The 19813-nt window shown below is 71.0% G+C and carries 16 protein-coding genes, 1 tRNA gene and 1 pseudogene; 10 read left to right on the top strand and 8 right to left on the bottom strand.

Going from position 1 to position 19813, the window contains the following annotated elements:
- Positions 1–4: 4 nt before the first annotated feature.
- The 4 genes from ACFWEG_RS05895 to ACFWEG_RS05880 form a co-directional block, all read right to left on the bottom strand.
- Complete coding sequence (locus tag ACFWEG_RS05895; protein WP_387209637.1) at positions 5–1480, bottom strand: ATP-binding protein; 1476 nt, start codon at positions 1478–1480, stop codon at positions 5–7.
- 1150 nt (positions 1481–2630) lie between these two features.
- Positions 2631–3569, bottom strand: a complete 939-nt coding sequence (locus tag ACFWEG_RS05890) for an SUMF1/EgtB/PvdO family nonheme iron enzyme (protein WP_387209635.1) — start codon at positions 3567–3569, stop codon at positions 2631–2633.
- 51 nt (positions 3570–3620) lie between these two features.
- The gene (locus ACFWEG_RS05885) at positions 3621–4406 is read right to left on the bottom strand and encodes an aminotransferase class IV family protein (RefSeq protein ID WP_387209633.1); all 786 of its coding nucleotides are present in this window, start codon (positions 4404–4406) and stop codon (positions 3621–3623) included.
- A 153-nt stretch (positions 4407–4559) separates the two neighbouring features.
- Positions 4560–4943 carry a GntR family transcriptional regulator gene (locus ACFWEG_RS05880; RefSeq protein WP_387209631.1) on the bottom strand — a complete coding sequence of 128 codons (384 nt, stop codon included), beginning with the start codon at positions 4941–4943 and terminating at the stop codon, positions 4560–4562.
- Positions 4944–5590: 647 nt separating this feature from the next.
- Between ACFWEG_RS05880 and ACFWEG_RS05875 the strand changes: the two genes are divergently transcribed.
- The 10 genes and pseudogenes from ACFWEG_RS05875 to ACFWEG_RS05830 all read left to right on the top strand — a co-directional run bounded on the left by ACFWEG_RS05875 (position 5591) and on the right by ACFWEG_RS05830 (position 14971).
- Complete coding sequence (locus tag ACFWEG_RS05875; RefSeq protein ID WP_387209629.1) at positions 5591–5857, top strand: DUF6284 family protein; 267 nt, start codon at positions 5591–5593, stop codon at positions 5855–5857.
- Positions 5854–6714: a DUF2637 domain-containing protein gene (locus tag ACFWEG_RS05870; RefSeq protein ID WP_387209627.1), complete on the top strand. Its 861-nt coding sequence runs from the start codon at positions 5854–5856 to the stop codon at positions 6712–6714. The genes ACFWEG_RS05875 and ACFWEG_RS05870 overlap by 4 nt, the downstream gene beginning before the upstream one ends.
- Positions 6715–6764: 50 nt before the next feature.
- Positions 6765–7145 (top strand): annotated as a pseudogene (locus ACFWEG_RS05865) (DNA cytosine methyltransferase); the annotation flags it as partial.
- A 591-nt stretch (positions 7146–7736) separates the two neighbouring features.
- Positions 7737–7904 carry a hypothetical protein gene (locus ACFWEG_RS05860; RefSeq protein ID WP_387209697.1) on the top strand — a complete coding sequence of 56 codons (168 nt, stop codon included), beginning with the start codon at positions 7737–7739 and terminating at the stop codon, positions 7902–7904.
- Positions 7905–7931: 27 nt separating this feature from the next.
- Positions 7932–8297 carry a DUF6251 family protein gene (locus ACFWEG_RS05855; protein WP_387209625.1) on the top strand — a complete coding sequence of 122 codons (366 nt, stop codon included), beginning with the start codon at positions 7932–7934 and terminating at the stop codon, positions 8295–8297.
- A 316-nt stretch (positions 8298–8613) separates the two neighbouring features.
- On the top strand, positions 8614–10458 hold the full coding sequence (locus ACFWEG_RS05850) for an ATP-binding protein (protein WP_387209623.1): 1845 nt from the start codon (positions 8614–8616) through the stop codon (positions 10456–10458).
- Positions 10459–10543: 85 nt separating this feature from the next.
- Positions 10544–11410: a DNA primase gene (locus tag ACFWEG_RS05845; RefSeq protein ID WP_387209621.1), complete on the top strand. Its 867-nt coding sequence runs from the start codon at positions 10544–10546 to the stop codon at positions 11408–11410.
- Positions 11411–11412: 2 nt separating this feature from the next.
- The gene (locus tag ACFWEG_RS05840; protein WP_387209695.1) at positions 11413–12888 is read left to right on the top strand and encodes an ATP-binding protein; all 1476 of its coding nucleotides are present in this window, start codon (positions 11413–11415) and stop codon (positions 12886–12888) included.
- A 432-nt stretch (positions 12889–13320) separates the two neighbouring features.
- A complete protein-coding gene (locus ACFWEG_RS05835; RefSeq protein WP_387209619.1) occupies positions 13321–13521 on the top strand; it encodes a helix-turn-helix domain-containing protein in 201 nt (66 codons plus the stop codon).
- A 64-nt stretch (positions 13522–13585) separates the two neighbouring features.
- The gene (locus ACFWEG_RS05830; protein WP_387209617.1) at positions 13586–14971 is read left to right on the top strand and encodes a tyrosine-type recombinase/integrase; all 1386 of its coding nucleotides are present in this window, start codon (positions 13586–13588) and stop codon (positions 14969–14971) included.
- 47 nt (positions 14972–15018) lie between these two features.
- Here ACFWEG_RS05830 and ACFWEG_RS05825 read toward each other — a convergent pair.
- The 4 genes from ACFWEG_RS05825 to ACFWEG_RS05810 all read right to left on the bottom strand — a co-directional run bounded on the left by ACFWEG_RS05825 (position 15019) and on the right by ACFWEG_RS05810 (position 19685).
- Positions 15019–15092 (bottom strand) — tRNA-Thr (locus ACFWEG_RS05825).
- A 95-nt stretch (positions 15093–15187) separates the two neighbouring features.
- Positions 15188–16636, bottom strand: a complete 1449-nt coding sequence (locus tag ACFWEG_RS05820; RefSeq protein ID WP_387209615.1) for a substrate-binding domain-containing protein — start codon at positions 16634–16636, stop codon at positions 15188–15190.
- A 134-nt stretch (positions 16637–16770) separates the two neighbouring features.
- Positions 16771–18375, bottom strand: coding sequence for an alpha/beta hydrolase (locus ACFWEG_RS05815; protein ID WP_387209613.1), 1605 nt, complete (start codon positions 18373–18375; stop codon positions 16771–16773).
- A 104-nt stretch (positions 18376–18479) separates the two neighbouring features.
- Positions 18480–19685 (bottom strand): DNA polymerase III subunit delta', encoded by a 1206-nt coding sequence (locus tag ACFWEG_RS05810; RefSeq protein ID WP_387209611.1) that lies wholly within the window; start codon positions 19683–19685, stop codon positions 18480–18482.
- Between the last annotated feature and the right edge of the window lie 128 nt (positions 19686–19813).

Below are 19813 nucleotides of genomic sequence, written 5' to 3'. Positions count from 1 at the left end.
GGTGTCAGGAGTTCCAGAAACCTTGTTGCTCGTCGAAGGGGGACATGGAGCTGAGTACTGCCCGGGCGTCCTCAGGCGAGCGGCCCTGCTCAAGGAGTGCTTCGTACACCTGGCGGGCGATCTCGACGGTCTCCGGAGCGGCCGGCCCCGGACCGCCGAAGGGTTCGGGGTCGTCGACCGTGTCTGTCTCGTGGAGCATGCGGAGCGCCGTGACCGGGACCGTTTCCTCAAGGAGGCGGATCATCGAGCGGACGACGTCCGGGGTGCCGCCCTGGTCGTCCATCGCTGCTTTCACCAAGGGGTGTTTTCTGTTGATGCGCAGAACGATCCGGCCGTCGTTGCGTTTCACGTTCCAGGCGAACTTCAGAGGGTCACCGTGCGCCCGCGACACGACTTGACCACGCTGTCGTGCGGAGCGGGAGGCCGCCTCGCGCGTGTACCTGGCGATCCTCTCCAGGTGACGCCGCAAGGAGACGGGTGGAACGACGCTCGCTTTGCGCACGTCCACGCCCCAGTCGGTGTCGGCCTCCGCAGGGATGTCCACAGCGATCCGTGCGAGGTTGTACTTCTCCTCGCGCCGGAGGCCGCGGATCCCGAGCCAGTCACCTGCCAGGATCAGGCGGTCACGGCGGTAGACATAGAACCCCTGCTGCCCCAGCCATCCCTTCTGCCCGGCAGCCGACTCGTATTCGGCTTGCGAGAGCCGCTGTGCCGTCGGGAGGACGAAGGGCTCCACGCGCACCGACTCCGATCCCAGCGGTAGAGGCTCCCAGGGGATCCGCTGGACCGACGGGTGCTTGGACAGAAACGGGTCCCACGGGGAGAGGTCGGAGCCACGTACCCGGATCCGGCACCCGGCCGGACGCTGCAGGAAACGAGCGAAGACCATCGCAAGGTGGGCTTCGGTACGCTCCGCCTCTGCGTAGAACTGGGCCTGCGTCTTTTCGTCGTCATTGGTCACGGCGGTGTTGTGGTAGCCGGAGAGCTGCTCCCACAGGACGACGGTCCCGTGCTGCATGCTTCCCGCGATCCGACGCAGCAGGGTGGTGGTCGTATCGCCGGGGTCACGGAGGAGCCGCCACTCCTTGTAGTGCTCCACGACGCCGAGATCCCACGTCCGGACGTGCCAACTTCCGTCCCTGACCGTGGCGACGGTGAGCTTGCGGCACTGGGAGAACGAGGCGGACTTCAGCCCCACACCGAAACGGCCGAGATCCGTGGCACTCCGCTCGGCTGACGGACCGCGGGCCGCCACCGTCATGGCGGTCACAAGCTCGGGCTCCGTCATCCCCCTGCCGTCGTCCGTCACAGCGATCCAGGAACTCTGTCCGTCCCATGTGAAGTCGACGTCGATGTTCCGGGCCTCAGCCGAGACACTGTTGTCCACAAGGTCTGCGACGGCAGCGGGAAGCGAGTAACCGAGCGAACTGAGCGACGCCACCATGCCAGCAGGGTCGGGAGCGGCGACGTCGAAGTCCATCTTCACGCTCCGTACCCGGTGTATCCGGTCAGTCCTGTGCGGTCGGTTCGCCTGTGTGCTCCAGGGAGCGGCATGCGGCAGGACTTCTCGGGCTTCGCGTGGTGAGTGTGCTGCAACTCGTCCCACGCCAGCCGAAATCCCCCCGTTCGGAGCATCCTACCGAACGGGTCTCGTCTAACGTAGGTGATCTCTGTGGAGGGCTGTCCGCCAGCTTCGCGAGGAACAACACGTACGCCGCTTGGTTGCCTCGGCGGAGGACGCGAAGATCACCCGCCCGGATCCGTCCGACCGTTCCGTGCGGATCCACGGCGCGTACGAGTTGCTGACCGGCAGCGGTATCGCCTCGCCGGGGCCGGTATTCCGGGCGGGTCCCAGCACTACGGCTGCGTCACTGCGCAACTGGTCGACCGAGCAGACGAGGACGGGCAGGACCGGCTACGCCCCTGTCACCCTTGGCATGGGCAAGCGCCTCATGATCGGGCTGACTTAGCAGTGGGAGACAGCGCTCGACGCCCGGCTGGCCATGCACTCGGCATCGCCGGTGCGCATCCTCAACGACCTCCGCGCATACGCGCGTCCGTGATCTGATCTAACCTCCTCGCCATCGCTTCATGTCAGAACCAAACAGTCCCGACGCCGCCCGCGGCCCCCTCGGAGACCGGTGAATTTTCACCCCTTGGCCAGGGAGTGACGAAAGCCTCTGACGGAGTTTCACGCACGTCTGTCCACCGGTTGTCCACCGGGACCCGTTGCGCCAGCCTGACCTCTCCTCTACATGCAGGCAAAAGACCAGTTCAGAGCCTTGGTTCGTCGATCTCGTCACAGAAACGAACTTTCGACCTACGCATTACGATGCACAGACAGACAGGGCCCGATTGACCCAGCTTCCAAGGTCAATAACATCAAGAAACCCCAGGTCAAAGGCTTGACCTGGGGTTCACAATAGAGCCGCCTTCGGGATTCGAACCCGAGACCTACGCATTACGAGTTTTCGATCTTACTTCCGCACGCGTCCACGGGTTTCCGAGAATGCGCCTCCCCCGGCGGGTCGACGCCGTTCAGAGACTCCCCCGGACGACCCGGGACGTTGACGGAATCGCCGACGTCTGAGACCGCAATTGAGACCGCGGCACCGTCGGCCGCTCAGTGCTCATGCGGGCCGACCGGGAAACTGCGCCGGTGCCGCAACGCACCGGAACCCCGTGTCGTCGTCGTGCATCATGTCGCTCGCGTCGTTCGGGACAGCGGGGACACCGCGGAACAGCGGACTCGTAAACGCGCTCCCCCGGAGTTCGTATCGGCCCGGCGTGGTCGGCGTGGCCAGCCACTCCCAGACGTTGCCGACCATGTCGTACACGCCGTAGGGCGAGACTCCGGAGTGATACCGGGATACGGACGTCGTGCGCTCGACGCCGGTCTCTCGGACGTTGCACTTGGCCGCCGTTTTCTGATTCCCCCACGGGAAGGTGCGGCCGGTGGTCCCGCGAGCAGCCTTTTCCCACTGTTCCGCGGTCGGCAGAGACTTCCCGGCCCACTCCGCGTAAGCGGCTGCGTCTCGCCAGGTGACGTGAACGACGGGGTGGTCGTACAACTCGCGAGGACACCGGCCGTTTTCCCAGTGCTCCGGCGGCCGGCGGCGAGTCGCCGCGCAGAAGCGCGCGAAGTCGGCGTTCGTTGTTGGAAACGTGTCTATGTGGAACTCATCCACCCACACGGGTTCGTCTTCGGCCCCGGCCAGGAAGATTCCGTCCGGGACATGCGCCATGAGCTTTCCGTCACCGGGATGCTTCACGTACTCACCGCTGCTGGTCTCGTCCTCGCCCGGTTCAATCACGGGGTGCAGGGGAACGTCATCCGCGGCAAGGATGCCGATGAAGCGGCCTTGCGCGTCGCGGTCGGCTTTCGCAAGCAACGTGTCTAAGGCGGCTTGGTTGACCATGCGGATAGCGGCCTTTTCGCTGTCCGCTTCCCATCGAGAGACGATGCGGTCGGATACGCCAAGTTTTTCGGCGAACTCCATGAGGCTCATGCGTGCAGCCTCGCGTAAGGCCTTGACCTCGCGTCCGGTCCATTTCGTTACGAGTGGCATGGGCTACCTCGGGTTGAGCCGCCGCCCCTGGCGAAGGGCGGCGGCATGCGTCTACAGACGCTCGCCAGGGATGCTGACGTATGCGTCACGCAACGCAGCGAGTACGGGGGAGTCCTGGGGGAACTGCACGTCGTCGATCGCGCTTACGGCGCGCACTCCGATCGTCACGTTGGTGGCGAATGCGGCGGCCATGTTCGGGATATCGGAGAGCCGCACCGGGGCAGTGATCTGCTTCGGCGCATCGAGCGACTGAAGGAGAAGCATCGTGGTGCCGGGCAGAACGGGGGCCTCCGGCCAGATGACCGTGCCCTCTTGGTCCACGAATCCCAGGTTCCACGTACCGCCCTCGGACACCCGTCCGTCGCGTTCGATGAACACGGCGTCGTCGAATCCTGCGACCTGCGCGTCTCGACGGAGCCGAAGTTGAGGGTGAAGGCCGATGTGCTTCACCTCTGCGTTGTCCCGGGTGAAGGTGAACGTTTTCGCAGTGAGAGGCGGGGGCGGCATGGCACCTGCCGGCCGCAGGTTCACCAGGATGTGCGGGTCCCTACCGTCCGCCGGCCGGCCCATGTCGAGCGCAGGGTCGAAAACGGTCACTCGGAGACCTGCCACCCCAGTCACGCCATCGGCCGCCTTGCGGATGTAGCCGAGGGTCCGGGCACGGTCGAGCTCGACACCGAACACGATGCGGCAGTCTCGGACGAGGCGGTCAAGGTGGAGGGACAGGCCCCGGACGGCGCCGTCTTCCATCCGCATGGATGTGAAGTGACCGTAGTTGGTGAGGGCGAGGCCCTGGAGGTCGTCAAGGGTGACGGGGTTTCCGTTGAGTTCGGCCATGCGGCCAGTCTTGCAGCCCGGCGTCCAGCGACAACACCCCTCCCCAAGCCAATAGTTCGGTTTAATTCGGTGCCGTGGCGGTCGGAGTGCATACCGGCTGAGCGCTTATCGGGCCAGGCTTAAGCCATGACCAAGAGCACACTGCGCGAGACGCTACGAACCCGGTTTTCCTCCGGGCGAACCGACCGCGGACTCAAGTTGCTTGACGCGTTCCGCAAGGTCGGCCAGCTCAGTGGAGACCCGAGCGACTTCGGCTTGCAAGTCCGTGACGCGCTTGGCCGAGTCCCGAGGGGCTTCCTCGCCCGGGGCGGCATCACGAACGTACGTGCCGCTTCCCGTGACGCCCTTCACAAGACCCTCCGTCTGAAGTTGGGCGTAGGCGTTCTGCACGGTCATCAGGGATACACCGAGCTTCTTCGCATAGGCGCGACCGCCGGGGAGTCGATCCCCAGGACCGAACGTTCCCGCGGCGATCTCGTCCCGGAGCTTGGCCGCGATCTCGCGTGCGTTGGGCTTCATCTTCGGCTGTGAGTCCACCCAGAAAGCGTACTTGACCTAGGTCGTTCCGACTGGGGTCACGCGACCTCTTGACGCCCCCCAAGTGACCTAGGTAGCTTTTCTCCCAACGGCAAGTGACCTAGGTCGCTGAGCCTCCTCGGTCGTCAGCCCGCGGAGGCCGCCCGGTTCCAAGGCGCTCGGAGGCGAGCGTCCGAAGGCTCAGCACACGCAATGACGCACAAGGCGGGGACGCTGCAATCCCGCTGAAGGCCAGGGGACAGGGCTTGTGCCCGACTGGCGAGGTGGCCCGGCGACCGCGAGCAACGGCCGGCGTGTGGGGACGTGGTCCCCCTTGCAGTGCGTGTCCCTTGTCCGTGAACCGAGAGAGGAGTTGCAGGTGAACGCCTTATTACTGCGGGCGCTGCCGGACGTGACCGGTCCGATAGCAACGCCCCCCGCGTCCTCCTGACCCGCCGGGGTGGAGCGCCGAACGAATGGCGCTCTCGCGGTTCGGGGTCTTCCGCCGCACACGGTGCGGCGGCCGGTTGCCTCCCCTGCCCGTCCGGCCCTGCGGGGTCGTACGGGCGGGGCTGAGGGGAGCCGGACTCATCGCTCTACGGCGTGCGGCCCCGGTGTCCTACCACCGGGGCCGCTTCGGGCCGTTCCTCACGGAAGGAACCTGACCCATGCAGCACATCGTTACTGTTCAGGACGCTGTTACCGCCTTCGCTCCATGGATGGAGCCGACGCCGGCGGAACTGGACGCGATCGAGCACGAGATGCCCGTGATCCTGGCGGACGTCGACCTGTTGGACGCGCAGATCATCGCCATGGACCGCACCCCCACGGAGCTGGACGCGCGGCGCATCCGCCGGGCCCGCAACCGGGTCCTGGCCGCGCGCCGGGCGCTCGCCAACCGCCGGTCTGCCGGCGTGAACGGGGGTGCGGCGTGAACCGCACCGGGAAGATCCTGCTCGTCGCCGCGCTGGTCGGTGTGGTCGGCATGGCGTTCCGGGTCTCGTGGAACGCGCTCCGGGACGTCGCCACCGCGACCGGGGCCGACCCCGCCGGGGCGGTCCTCTACCCGGTCGTGGTCGACGGGCTCATGGCGCTCGCCCTGATCGCGACCCTCGTCCTGGCCGGGTCCGACCGGCGGTACGCCCTGCGGGTCCTGGCGACCTACACGGTCGCCTCCCTCGTCCTGAACTACGTGCACGGGCTCGTCCCGGAGCTGCACGCGGCCCCGCTCGACTGGGGTCGGTTGGCCGACTGGGACCCCGCGAACTGGGCGCTCGTCCTGCTCGCCACGTCGCTCCCGGTCGGGTCGATCTACTTCGGGTCGGACCTCGTTGCGAAGGTGCTGCACCACCGACCCGCCGCCCCCGACCTGGTTGCGGAAACGGTGGAAAGCGGGACGGATCGGTCTACCCCTGACCTGCGGGAGTCGACCCCTCCGGCAATCGCTCCCGTGTTCGAGAAGTCGGCCGTCGTGGCTGTTCCCGACGTCCCGGCGGTCGACCCGGTCCGCCCGGTGCCGGTCGGGGCGGTGGCGGCGGACCGCCGTCGGCCGCGTGCGGCGACCGGTCGGGTCCCGCAGACCGCCCGCACACCCCGACCGACCCGCACGCCGGATCAGCTCCTGGCCGAAGCGCGGGAGGCGACGACGGCGTGGCCGGACGTGGCACTCACCGCTGAGGCGATCCGCAAGGCGGTGCGGACGTCGTCCGCGAACGGCCGGACGCTGCGGGACGCGCTGCGCGCCGAGCGGGCCGCCGCCGGCGACGTCACGTCCGGTGCGGTGGCGGTGTGAGCGGGGGTCTGCGGGTCGGGTCGCTGTGCTCCGGATACCGGGGCCTGGACATGGCCGTGGAAGCCGTGTTCGGCGGCACCCCGGCCTGGGTGGCGGACAACGACCCCGGCGCCGCCCGCATCCTCGCCCACCACCTCCCCCAGGTGCCGAACCTGGGGGACATCACGGCCGTCGACTGGCACGACGTCGAGCCCGTGGACGTGCTGTGCGGGGGCTACCCCTGCCAGCCCTTCAGCTCCGCGGGCAAGCGGAAAGGAACCGCCGATGAGCGGCACATCTGGCCCCACATCGCCCGTGCCCTTCGCGTTCTACGACCCCGCCTCGCGGTCTTTGAGAACGTCGCAGGGCACCTTTCTCTCGGATTCGACTCCGTCCTGTGTGACCTTGCCGCCCTCGGGTTCGATGCACGCTGGTGCACTCTTCGCGCGTCCGACGTCGGCGCCGCCCACCAGCGCAAGCGCCTGTTCGTCCTCGCCTGGCCTACCGACACCGGCCGCGAGGGACTGGCGCGGGGGCGGACAGAGAGGGCAGCTCCCCACGGCCGTCTCCTCGCTGCTCCCGACGCCCCTGGTCGGGGACTCCAAGGGAGCCCGGCAGAGCACGGCCGCCAACCCGCGCAGCACCGCGCCGACGCTGACGGACCTGGTGTTCGCCGGCCACCTGCTCCCGACACCGCGGGCGTCGGACACCGGCACGGCGGGGCGCCGCGCGAGCGAGGGATTCCGGCCCCCGCTCTCGGAAGTGGTGCTGCCGCTCCTGCCGACCCCAAGGGCGTCGGCGAACGAGAACCGGCAGACCAAACGCACCCCCTCGCAGCAGGCCGGAACGCACGGCCTCTCCCTGGCCGCGGAGGTCTGCGAACTCCCGAACACGACCAGGACCGGCAGGGCGAAGCAGGGACCGAACCGGTCTGGGGCCGCTACGCCCCGGCCGTCGAGCGGTGGCAAGGCGTCGTCGGACGCCCCGCTCCCGGGCCAACTGACGCTCTGGGACGGCTGAACCCGCTCCTCGTCGAGTGGCTCATGGGCCTCCCCCAGGGCCACGTCACCGCCGTCCCCGGCCTGTCCCGCACCGCACAGCTCAAGGCACTCGGCAATGGCGTCGTCCCCCAACAAGCCACCGCCGCACTCCACCACCTGCTCGCTACCGCGCTCCCCACGGGGATGCCGGACGCCCTGAACGCCGCCTGAACAGCCCTGATGAGAAGGAGTGGACCCGTGGAATCCCTGCCCGAACGCGCTCAGGTCGTCCGGCTCCCGGACGGCACCTACGTCTACGCCGACCAGCCCACCCCCGCCCCCTACGGCGGTGGTCCGCAGGTCGTCCACCAGCACATCCACCACGCGCCCCCGGACCGCACCGTCCAGCGCGTCGCGCTCGGCTCCGGCGTCGGGGCCGGGGCGGTGGCCGCCGGGGTGTACTTCGGCCCCCTCCTCGTCGGCGTCCTCACCGCGATCGCCGCGAACCTGGCCATGCTCGCGTTCCTCGCCCTCGTTCTCGGCTGGGGTGTGGTCACCGTCGTGAAGACGGTCGCCGCCACCGACACCAAGACCGCCAAGTCCCGCCGCGGCAAGCGCCGTTGACCCCGCAGCCGTACGCGACCCGCTGAGCGCTCCGACCCCCCTTGCAAGGGTCCGCGACCCCCGGGTGTCCGGGGGGCCGTACAGGGCCCCGTGAGGGGGTTGCACGGCCCCGTTTTCCGGCCCCCTACGCGCGGGCGCGCGTAGGGCCCCCACCCTCCTCACGGCTCAACTCCGCAACTTCGCAGGTCACCTGCGGTTGCGGGGGCTCAACCCGTGCCCTCGACGCAACCGGGAGCACAGGCCCGTGCAACTAGGGCGGGCCGGTGTCGCCACGCAACGGCGCACCGGCCCTCATCCACTGTCTTGGAGGACTCCTGTGGACTGGAAGCAAGCATGGACGACCACCACCAACACCACCACGTCGGCCCTGGACTCCCTGTCCCCGCTGTGCGCGCCGTTCGCCGCGCGCTGGGACATGGAGGCCGACCGACGGAACAAGCTCCGCACCCCCGAGCACCTGAAGACGCTCATGGCCGCGCAGAAGGAGCACAACGCCGCCCGCGCCACCCTCTCCACCGCCAAGTCGCAGAAGCTCACCGCGCGGGCCGCGAACAGCAACCCCTTCGCGGCCGGCCGCCGGGCCGCCCGCGTCGCCGCGAAGGCGGCCACCCGGCACGAGCGCGACACCCGGTCCAAGCTCCGCGAGGCCCGGGTCAACTACCCGACCACCCTGAAGACCCGCGCCGTCCAGACCCACACGGCCCACGCCGTCCCCGGGGCGGTCGCGTCCGCCCTGATGTCCGCGCAGGAACTCACGCTGTGGCCGGCGACCACGTCCGCGCTCCTCATCGGCGCGAACGTCGTCGGTCTCGCGCTGGGCCGACGCACCCTGCGGGTGCCGGTCGACGAGTCCCTGTCCCTGGAGGAGCGGCAGCTCATGGAGCGGCTGGACCCGTCGTACTGGGTGCAGCACGCCCCCGACCGGGGCCTGACCGGCACCGTCACCACGCCCCCGGCGATCGAGCCGGGCGGCATCCGGTGCGAGATCAGGTTGGACGGTACGTGGACCGTGAAGTCCCTCGCGGACAAGGCCGACTCCATCCGCGCGCTCCTCGGCGCCCGGACCGCCCTGCGCATCCGGATCACGTCCGCGTCGCGGGGCGGGTGGGCGATGCTCACCCTGGCCACCCGGTCCGCCGCCGCTCACGTCTCGTCGCTGTGGACCCCGGACCGCATCCCCGCCGACCCGTCCGTGATGAGCCTGGGTCTCGACACGGAGACCGGGGATGAGGTGCTGGTCCCGTTCGACGAGCGGCTGTTGGTGTCGGGGGCGTCCGGCACCGGCAAGTCGTGGTCGTTCCGCCCGCTCATGGCCACCGCCCACCTGCGCGGCGACGTGCTGCTGATCGACGGCAAGGGCGAAGAGGCCAACATCTGGGAAGCCGTCTGCCGCGTCGCCGTGGAGCGAGACGAGATCGCGACCGCGATCGACGACGCGCACGCGGAGATGACCCGCCGCAAGCACGACATGAAGCGGCGCGGCATCAGCGTCTGGGACGGCCCGCAACTCACCGTCCCGGTCGACGAGGGACAGGTCGTCCTCGCGGTCATCGCCCGGGACAAGGACCGGCTGCAACGCCTCATCGAGCTGTCCTCGCTCGGCCGCTCCCGCGGCGTCGTCCTGTGGTGGGCCACCCAGTACCCCCTCACCGACGGGTCCGCCCCGGGCGTCCACAAGCTGATCGCGCCGAACCTCCTCACCCGCTTCTCCCTGCGGGTCGCCGGCACGACACAGGCACAGGTCGCCCTCGACGACTGCGCGCACTACGCCCCCCACCAGATCCCCGACGGGCGCGAGTACCGCGGGCACGGCTACCTCAAGGGCTACGGGCCCCGGATGCTCCGCACCTGGACCCTCGACGACGCCGGCGTCCGCTCCCTGCCCAAGTCCATCTGGACCCCGGCACCCGCCACGGGTTCGGGCCCGTCGCCCGCGCCGCTGCACCTGGTCAAGCCCGACCCGGTGGCGTCCGGGGCGGTGTCCAACCGGGACAAGGTGCTGCACGCCGTCGACAACGGGGCGCGGACCGCGAAGGACGTGGCCGACGCGACCGGGCTCAACAAGGGCACCGTCTCCCGCGAGATCAAGGCACTCACCGCGTCGGGGGCTCTGCACCGCACCCCCGACGGCCGCATCCAGACCGGCCGCCGCGCCGCCTGAACCACCCCCGCCAACACCAAGGGCGGCCCCGTCTCACCAAAGCCGGGCCGCCCTTGCCATCCAGCACAGAACTGGAGACACCAGCATGACCCAACCCACCCCCATCCGGCGAGAGCCGATCCGTGAGCTGTTGTCCGTCGCCGGCAGCCTGGCCAACGGCGGCATCCCCGTCCTGCCCCTGCGGGTGGGAAAGGTGCCGTTCCCGAACTGCCCGGCTTGCGCGGGGAACGCGTGCGGGGGCCGGCCGAACATGAAGACCCCCGGCCCCTGCGCCTGCACGGCACCGTGCCACGCGTGGGCCGCGGCGACCACAGACCCCGAGATCCTGCTGTCGCCGCCGTGGCGCCGGGCTTGGGCGCGGGCGGCGGCCGTGGCCTACCACCCCGGCGGAGCGGGGCTCACCGTCGTCGACCTCGACAACGCGGACGCGGTGGCGTGGGCGCGCGAGTACCTGCCCGCAACCCAGACCGTGCCGACCACCCGCGGCGAGCACTGGATCTACTTCGGGGCGATGCAGTCCGCGAACAACGTGCGGCCCGGCGTCGACATCAAGTCGACCATGTCCTACGCCCGGTGGCTCGGCTTCGGCCCCGGCACCGGGCCCCGGACACCGCTGCCCGACGCCGTGCGCGCCTTGGTCACCCGGCACCCCCGGACTGTCCGGCCGATGTCGGCGTCCGTCCCCGCCGGCGGCGGGGCGTGCCCGCACCGCACCCCGACCTACCTCGCCCGGGGCATCGCCATGGCGGTGGAACAGATCACCGCCGCGGAGTCCGGCGTGCACGCGGCCGTGTACGGGGCGTTCCTCGCGGTGCTGGCCACGCACGGCCGGTGCGGGTGCCTCACCGACGCCCACGTCGGCCGCCTGTTCGCCGCCGCCCAGGCCAAGGGCGAGAGCGTGCGGCACTGCACCGACGCCTGGAACAACGCCCGCACGACGCTGGGAGTGTGACCGTGTCCGAGGACGAGAAGACACCAGCCCGCGAGATCATTACCGACTACGCGCAAGGGCACTTCCGGTACTTCCGCACCCCCGACGGCACCGTCTACGCACAGCGCCAGGGTCACCCCGTCGCCCGGCCCATCCGGTCGCAGGGCAGCACGGGCAGCCACCGGCAGGAACTCATGGTCGGGCTGTTCCGCGACGGGTTCGGGGTATTCAACGGGTCCGCCATCAAGGAAGCCCTTGACCTCATCGAGGCGCTCGCGCTCAGCGAGGACGTGCAGCCGGTCCACATCCGCGTCGCCCCGGGTTCGGACGGGGCGACGTGGCTGGACCTGGGGCGCGACGACGGGCGGTCCGTGCGCATCCACCCCGGCGGGTGGGAGATCACCGTCCCGGACCCGCGGGAGGTGTCCTGGCGGCGCACCCAGCTCACCGGGGAACTCCCGGTGCCCCTGCGGGACACCGACGGCAAGGGCATCGACGCCCTCATGCAGCTCTGCAACTTCGCCACCGCCGAAACCGAGTGCCTCGCCATCGCATGGCTCATCGGCTGCCTCGCCCCGTCGGTGCCGGTCCCGGCCCCGTTCCTCACCGGCCCGCAGGGCGCGGGGAAGTCCACCGGCGGGCGGATGCTGATCCGGATCGTGGAGGGCATGAGCGGCGACCTGCGCCGGGCGCCGAAGGACGAAGAGAACCTGATCGCCGCCGTTGCCGCGGGGTGGGTCACCGCGCTGGACAACCTGTCCCACATGACGCCGGACCTGTCCGACGCCATGTGCTGCATCGTGACCGGAGCGGAGAACGTCAAGCGGGCGCTGTTCACCGACGGGGACGTCTTCCGCGTCGGCTACCGCCGCCCCCTCCTCCTCACCGGGATCGACGTCGGCGTCATCCGCCCCGACCTCGCCGAACGGCTGCTGCCGTTGCGGTTGGAGCGGCCCCGGGTCCGGCGCACCGAAGCGGAACTGTGGGCAGAGTACGCCGGCGTCCTGCCGACCGTGCTCGGCTCCCTCCTCGACCTCACCGTCAAGGCCCGGGCCGCCACGGCGGAAACCCCGACCGACCTGCGCATGGCCGACTTCGCGCACCTGTGCGCACAGCTCGACGTCGCCACCGGGCTGGGCGCGCTCGCCGCCTACCGGGCCAGCCTGGACGACCTGAACGACGACGTCATTGAGGGCGACCTGTTGGCACAGACCGTCCTCCGTCACGCCGACACCCTCACCCCGGGCGCGGCTCAGCGGATGACGTCGACCGAGTGGCTGCACCTCCTGACCGGTCTCTACAGCGGCGAGGGATTTCGCCCCCTGCCGAAGGGGTGGCCGACCACCGGAAAGGTGCTCTCCGACCGGCTCAAGCGCCTCCAACCCACCCTCGCCGCCCGGGGCGTGCTCATCGACTCCGGACGCACCCGCGCGGGCCGACACCTCGACATGACCCGCCAGGCTGCACCGCCCCCGAACCGACAGGGTGCGGCGTTCTGACCGCACCGCACCCGAACAAGCAAGAGGAGCACCACCCGCCACGCGCGCGGGTGCTCCTCTTGCCCTTCGGCGCACCGCGCCGCCCAAAGGACGCGCCGAAGCGGCCCCTTCTTCACGCTCGAAGCAGCACCCGCCCCCTACAGACGCCCCTTCCTCTTTCCTAAGTAGGAAGACGCTGCGTCACCTGCGTCACGGGCTACAGAAAGCAGCCCCTGACCTGCGCGGACGGCCGTGACGCAGACGGACCCGCCTGCGTCATCCTGCGTCATCTGCGTCACGCCGTGACGCAGACCGTGCCGCACGCGTGACGCACACCCTGCACCCTGCGTCAACCAAAACCGCAGGTCATAGCTCTGCATGTCGCAGATGACGCTGTGACGCAGAAATCCTCACCTCGGACAGAAGTCCCCCGACGCCCGCCCGGAGGCAGCCATGAGCACCGCACTCGCGCCCGTCGACCAACTGCTCTACACGCCCAAGGAAGCCGCCGTGGTGCTCCGCTACGGGCGGTCCACCATCTACGAACTCATGGCGGCCGGCGTCATCGCGTACGTCAAGCAGGGCCGCTCGCGGCGCATCCGCCGCAGCGACCTTGAGGCGTACGTGAACAGTCTTGAGACGCACAGCCACTGACCCCCGACCCACCAGCGGCGGCCCCGGACCACGATCCCGGGCCGCCGCTGCCATGGAGGAGCGCATGAGCACCCGCAAGGCCAACATGGAGTCGTCCATCTACCTGGGCAGTGACGGATGGTGGCACGGTCGCGTCACCATGGGCGTCAAGAACGACGGCAGTCCGGACCGGCGTCACCGCCGCGCCCGCACCAAGACCGAAGTGCGCCGCAAGGTCAAAGAGTTGGAGAAGCTGCGGGACGAGGGACGGGCACCGAAGGCCGGCCGCGTCCCCACCGTGGCCGAGTGGATGTCCACCTACCTCACCACAATCGCGAGCCTCAAGCTCAAGCCCCGGTCCCTCGACGACTACTGGTCGAAGACCCGCAACGACATCATCCCCGGCGTCGGCGGCCACCGGCTCAACAAGCTCCAGCCCGAGCACTTGGAAGCGATGTACGCGGCCATGCTTCGGGAGGGGCACGCCCCCTCCCACGTCCTCAAGGTGCACCGCATCCTGTCGCGTGCACTGAAGATCGCTCACCGCCGCCGGATGATTGTCGAGAACGTGGCGACGCTGGTCGACCCGCCGTCCGTGGACGAGACGGAAGCGAACCCGTTCACTCAGGAAGAGGCCAAAGCGTTCCTGCGGGCCGCCGCGAAGCGCCCCACGTTCATGCGGTGGATCGTCGGTGTCGGCATGGGCTTCCGCCAGGGCGAGTGCCTGGGATTGCGCTGGTCGTACGTCGACCTTGAAGCGGAGCTGTTCCACCCGCGATGGCAGCTCCAACGGCTCACCTGGCGGCACGGCTGCGCGGACCCCCATGCGTGCGGCACCCGGTTGCACCGGTTCGGCGCCTGCAAGCCGAACTGCAGGGTCCATGGCGCGTACAAGCGCGGGTGCCCCAAGCCGTGCCCGAAGACGTGCACCAGCCACGCCAGCGCGTGCCCCGAGCGAAAAGGCGGCGGGCTCGTCTTCACCCGGCCGAAGACCAAAAAAAGTCAGAACCCCGTTCCCATCCCGCCCCCGTTCGTGCCGCACCTGCGCGAGCACAAGGTTCGGCAGGACGCTGCGCGCGCCGCGGCCGGCGACCGTTGGGAGGACTGCGGCGCAGTGTTCACCCGGCCGGACGGGCGGCCGATCGATCCGCGGGCCGACTGGGAGGAGTTCAAAGAGCTGCTCGAAGAGGCGGGGATCAGCGACCGCCGCCTGTACGACGGGAGCCGCCACACGGCCGGGACGATCCTCAATGAGCTGGGGGTCGACATGGTCACCATCATGGAGATCCTGCGGCACACCCAGATCAGCCAAACCAAGCGATACGTCAAGGGTCGGTCGACGCTCTCGAAGGACGCCATGCAGCGCATGGGAGACGCGTTCTTCCCCGCTCCCCGGGCCACCACTGAGACCAGAAATGAGACCCCGAGCAGCAGGGAGGCACGCGCCCGACGTCGCCGCCGTATGCAGTAACAGAAGAAACCCCAGGTCACGGGCTATGTGACCTGGGGTTTCAGCGGGGCCGCCTTCGGGATTCGAACCCGAGACCTACGCATTACGAGTGCGTTGCTCTGGCCAACTGAGCTAAGGCGGCACGCGGCCGGACGCGCGGGGCGTGTCGGCAGCAGGGACAGTCTACACAGTGGCGGGGGTGGTTCCGAACCGGTTGCCGGAGGGGGTACGGGCAGGTCAGGCGCAGAGGCCGGGGGCGGCGGCGTCGCAGGGGAAGACGGCGGCCGCGCGGAGGGCGGCGGCGCCGGACGGGGCGGTGAGGTGGTCGAGGAAGGCGGCGGCGGGCGAGCCGGGCGCGGGCGTGCCCCGGGTGTGGGCGTACTCGACGGCCCAGTAGGGGTAGGCCCCGGACTTGAGCGCGCCGGCGTCGGAGGGCGCGGCACCGGCGAGGGTGACGGCGACCGCTTTGCCCTGCGCGAGGGACGACGCGGCGGCCGAGTCGGCGTAGCCGATCGCGCCGGGCACGGCGTCGACCGCGGCCAGGACGTCGGACGTGGTGCGGCGCTCGCAGCGCAGCAGGTTGCCGGGCGGGCGGGGCCGGCGGAAGGTGACGCAGTCGTTGGAGGTGGTGGGACCCTCGGCCGCGCGCAGGACGCGCTGTTCGAGTGCGGTGCGGCTCCCGGAGGAGCTGTCGCGGCCGACGACCCGGATCCGCCCCGGCCTGCCGCCCAGCTCCCCCCAGTCGGTGACGCGGCCGGCGAACACGTCCCGTACCTGGGCGAGGGTCAGGTCCCTTACGCCGGTGCCTTTGTTGACGACGACCCGGAAGGTGATCACCGCGACCCGTCGCCCCGACACCCCGGGCTGGGTGGTGGGGGCCGGGCCGTCGGTGAAGGCGACGACGTCCGGCCCGGTCAGCCGGCGCAGGCCCTCGCCGCTGCCGGCGAGGTCGATCGTGACCTCCGTGTCGCCGCACCGGGCGCGGAAGTCGTCGGCGAGGCGCGTGACGGCGGGTCCGAAGGCGGTGGATCCGACGAGGGTGAGGCCGCCCGGACCCGTCGGGCAGCCGTCCGGCGGCTCGGCCGTCGCCCGCAGCCCGTAGCCGCCGAGCAGTCCCGCGCTCAGGGACAGCACGAGGGCGCAGCTCCACAGGACGTCCCGGCGGCGCTGCCGCGCGTGGCCCTCGACGATCCGGCCGCCCAGGATGTGCCCTTCGAGCCGGATGTCGGCGTCCCTGGGGCCGGTCAGGACGAGCAGCAGCTTGAAGTGGTCCTTGCGCTTCATGGAGAGCCGGGGCAGGGCGAGCAGTTCGGCGCCCTCGGTCCGCACGAGCTCCCGGTCCAGGGTGCGGCGCAGGTCCTGGCGGGAGGCCTCGGCCGCCTCGACGGCGATCAGGGTGCGGCGCGGGAAGGAGACGTACAGCTCGCGTTCGATGTCGTCGCTGCGGAGCTCCTGGAAGCCGACGTTCTCGATGCGGAGCAGGACGACACTCGCCGGTCGTCCGCCGTCAGCCGACGTCTGGAGTCGAAACGCGTCCCCGTCGGACGTCACCCGGATGGATTCGTTGAGCTGGACGCGGTAGGCGATGCGGTGGCGCAGCCGGTAGACCTGCACGAGGCCGGTCAGGGCCGTCGCGATGACCGTCGCGACGACGGCCCAGAAGACTTCCGTGAGGCCCCCCAGCATCACGCCCCCCGTTCGCGCGCCTCGGTGTGCAGCGACGGTACTGGCGGATCGTTCCGTCCGGACGACCTCGACGCGGTGTTCGCCCACTCGTCGCCGGCCCGACGTCCGCTCGCCGCCAGCCCGACGCCCGCCCGTCAGCGGCAGGTCGTGCCGACGGGCGGGAGGGTGCCCTTCAGGAGGTAGGCGTTGATCGCGGAGTCGATACAGGCGCTGCCGCGGCCGTACGCGGTGTGGCCGTCGCCGTCGTAGGTGAGCAGGCGGCCGGAGTCGAGCTGGGAGGCGAGAGCCTTCGACCACTTGTAGGGGGTGGCGGGGTCGCGGGTGGTGCCGACGACGAGAATCGGCGCGGCGCCGGGGGCGGCGATGGGATGGGGCGTGCCGGTGGGCTTCACCGGCCAGGCGGCGCAGTTCATGGAGGCCCAGGCGAGCCCCGCGCCGAAGACGGGCGAGGCCCGCAGATACGTCGGCAGCATCTTTTCCACAGCCTGTGGACCGTCGAACGCGGGCGGCCCGTCGAGGCAGTTCACGGCGGGGTTCGCGGCCATGAGGTTGGCGTAGGAGCCGTCGGGGTCGCGCTCGTAGTAGGTGTCGGCGAGGGCGAGGAGCTGCGCGCCGTCGCCGTCCCCGAGGGCGTCGGCGAGCGCCTCGCGCAGCAACGGCCAGGCGTTCTCGTCGTACATCGCGGCGAGCACGCCGATGGTGGCGAGGGACTCGGTGAGGGTGCGCGGGCCGCCCGTGGCCAGCGGTTCCGCGTCGGTCGCGGAGAAGAACGCGGCCAGCCGGCGGCTCGCCGCGCCGGGGGTGCCGGTGCCGAGGGGGCAGTCGTCGCGCGCGACGCAGTCCTCGGTGAACGCGGCGAACGCGGTCTGGAAGCCGGCCGTCTGGTCCGCGCCGAGCTCGTCGGCGGAGATCGACGGGTCGAGCGCGCCGTCCAGGACGAGCCGCCCGACCCGGGCGGGGAACAGCTCGGCGTAGGTCGCGCCGAGGAACGTGCCGTACGACGCGCCGACGTAGGTCAGCTTCCGGTCGCCGAGCGCCGCCCGCAGGACGTCCATGTCACGCGCGGACTCGACGGTCGAGACGTGCGGCAGGATCCTCGCGGACCGCTCGCCGCAGGCCCGCGCGAAGTCCTCGAACGCGGTGACCAGGCGGTCGGTCTCGCGGCGGTCGTCGGGGGTCTGGTCGACGCGGACGAAGGCGTCCATCTCCTTGCCGTCGAGGCAGCGCACGGGCTCGCTCGCCGCGACGCCGCGCGGGTCGACGGCGACCATGTCGTAGCGGGCGCGGACGTCGGCGGGGTAGCCGAGGCCCGCGTACGCCTGGAGGTAGCCGACCGCCGAGCCCCCGGGGCCGCCGGGGTTGACGAGCAGCGAACCCGTCCGCGCGCCGGGGCCGGTGGCCTTCGCGCGGGAGACCGCGAGCCGGATGTCGCCGCGGCCGGGGTCCGCGTAGTCGAGCGGCACCTTCAGCCGGGCGCACTCGAACCCGGGCACCGCCCCGCCGCCATCGTCCCCGGCGCGGCAGGCGCTCCAGGTCAGCCGCTGGGCGTAGTACGGCGCGAGCGCGGCGGGTGTGGCGTCCGCCGTACGGGCCGAGGTGCTGCCACCGTCCCCGGCGGGCGCCCCGCCGGCCGTGCAGCCGACGGCCAGGAGCGCGAGCGCCGCGGCGAGCACGGTACCGGCGGTACGGAGAGGACGCGCGGGGCGCGGGGGCCGGGGGGACGGTCGGCGCAGGTGCATCGACCGAGCGTAACGCGACGGCTACGATGTGCGGTGACCGGTCCGCGCGGGGGCCGCTCCGCGCATCCCCGCACCGGCGCGCCGTGCCGCCTCGCCGGGCGCCCTCACCCCGCCCGCAGCGCCACCGCCATCGCCTCCACCGCCAGCAGCGGGGCAACGTTGCGGTCCAGTGCGTCGCGGCACTCGCCGATCGCCTCGATGCGCCGCAGGGTCTGCTCGGCGGACGACTCGCGGGCCACCCGGTCGAGAGCGTCGCCCATGGCGACGTTGGCGATGGCCACCTGGGAGCCGAACTGGAGCGCCAGGACGTCGCGGTAGAAGCCGGCCAGGTCGGTGAGCGCGAGGTCGAGGCTGTCGCGCTGGGTGCGGGTGAGGCGGCTCTTCTGCCGCTTCTCCAGCTCCTTCATCACCCCCGCGGTGCCGCGCGGCATGCGGCCGCCCGGCCCGCCGCCCATCGCGGCCCTCAGCTCCTCGGTCTCCTTCTCGTCGACCTCCTCGGCGACCTGCTTGGCCTCCGCGGCGGCCGCGTCGACGAGTTCCTGGGCGGCCTTGAGGCAGCCGCCCAGGTCGGCGACGCGCAGCGGCATGCGGAGCACGGCGGAGCGGCGGTCGCGGGCCGCCGGGTCGGTGGCGAGCCGGCGGGCCCGCCCGATGTGGCCCTGGGTGGCGCGGGCGGAGTCGTGGGCCAGCTGCGGGTCGATCCCGTCGCGCCGGATGAGGATGTCGGCGACGGCGTCGACCGGCGGGGTGCGCAGGGTGAGGTGGCGGCAGCGGGAGCGGATGGTGGGAAGCACGTCCTCCAGGGAGGGCGCGCAGAGCAGCCAGACCGTGCGCGGTGCGGGTTCCTCGACGGCCTTGAGGACCGCGTTGGCGGCCTGCTCGGTGAACCGGTCGGCGTCCTCGACGACGATGACCTGCCAGCGGCCGACCGCCGGCGACAGCGAGGCCCCCCGGACGAGTTCACGCGTCTGCTTGACGCCGAGGGTGAGCCCTTCCGTGGCCACGACGGTCACGTCCGCGTGCGTCCCCGTCAGCGCGGTGTGGCAGCCGTCGCAGAACCCGCAGCCCGGCGCCGCCCCCAGCGCCCGGTCCGGGCTCACGCACTGCAGCGCCGCGGCGAAGGCCCGGGCCGCGGTGGCCCGCCCGGAGCCCGGCGGGCCGGTGAACAGCCAGGCGTGGGTCATCCTCGAGCCCTCGGGCACGTCCGCACCGGTCGACCCGGCGGTGACGAGCGCGTCGGCGTCCCGCGCCGCGGCCGCGAGCTGCTCGCGCACCCGCTCCTGCCCCACCAGGTCGTCCCATACGGCCATGACTGCCCCTCTCGTCCTCGCTCGGCCCATTGTGCAACCCGCCACTGACAACCGGGCCACGGGACCGGATCGGGCGGACTCCCGACGCACCCCGGACGTTCGGCGGGCCGGGCCGGAGAACCCGGCCC

It is taken from the genome of Streptomyces sp. NPDC060194 (genome assembly GCF_042728285.1).
Taxonomy (GTDB): Bacteria; Actinomycetota; Actinomycetes; order Streptomycetales; family Streptomycetaceae; genus Streptomyces.
The sequence above is the reverse complement of the archived record's forward strand: the minus strand, read 5'-3'. Positions and strand labels throughout refer to the sequence as shown.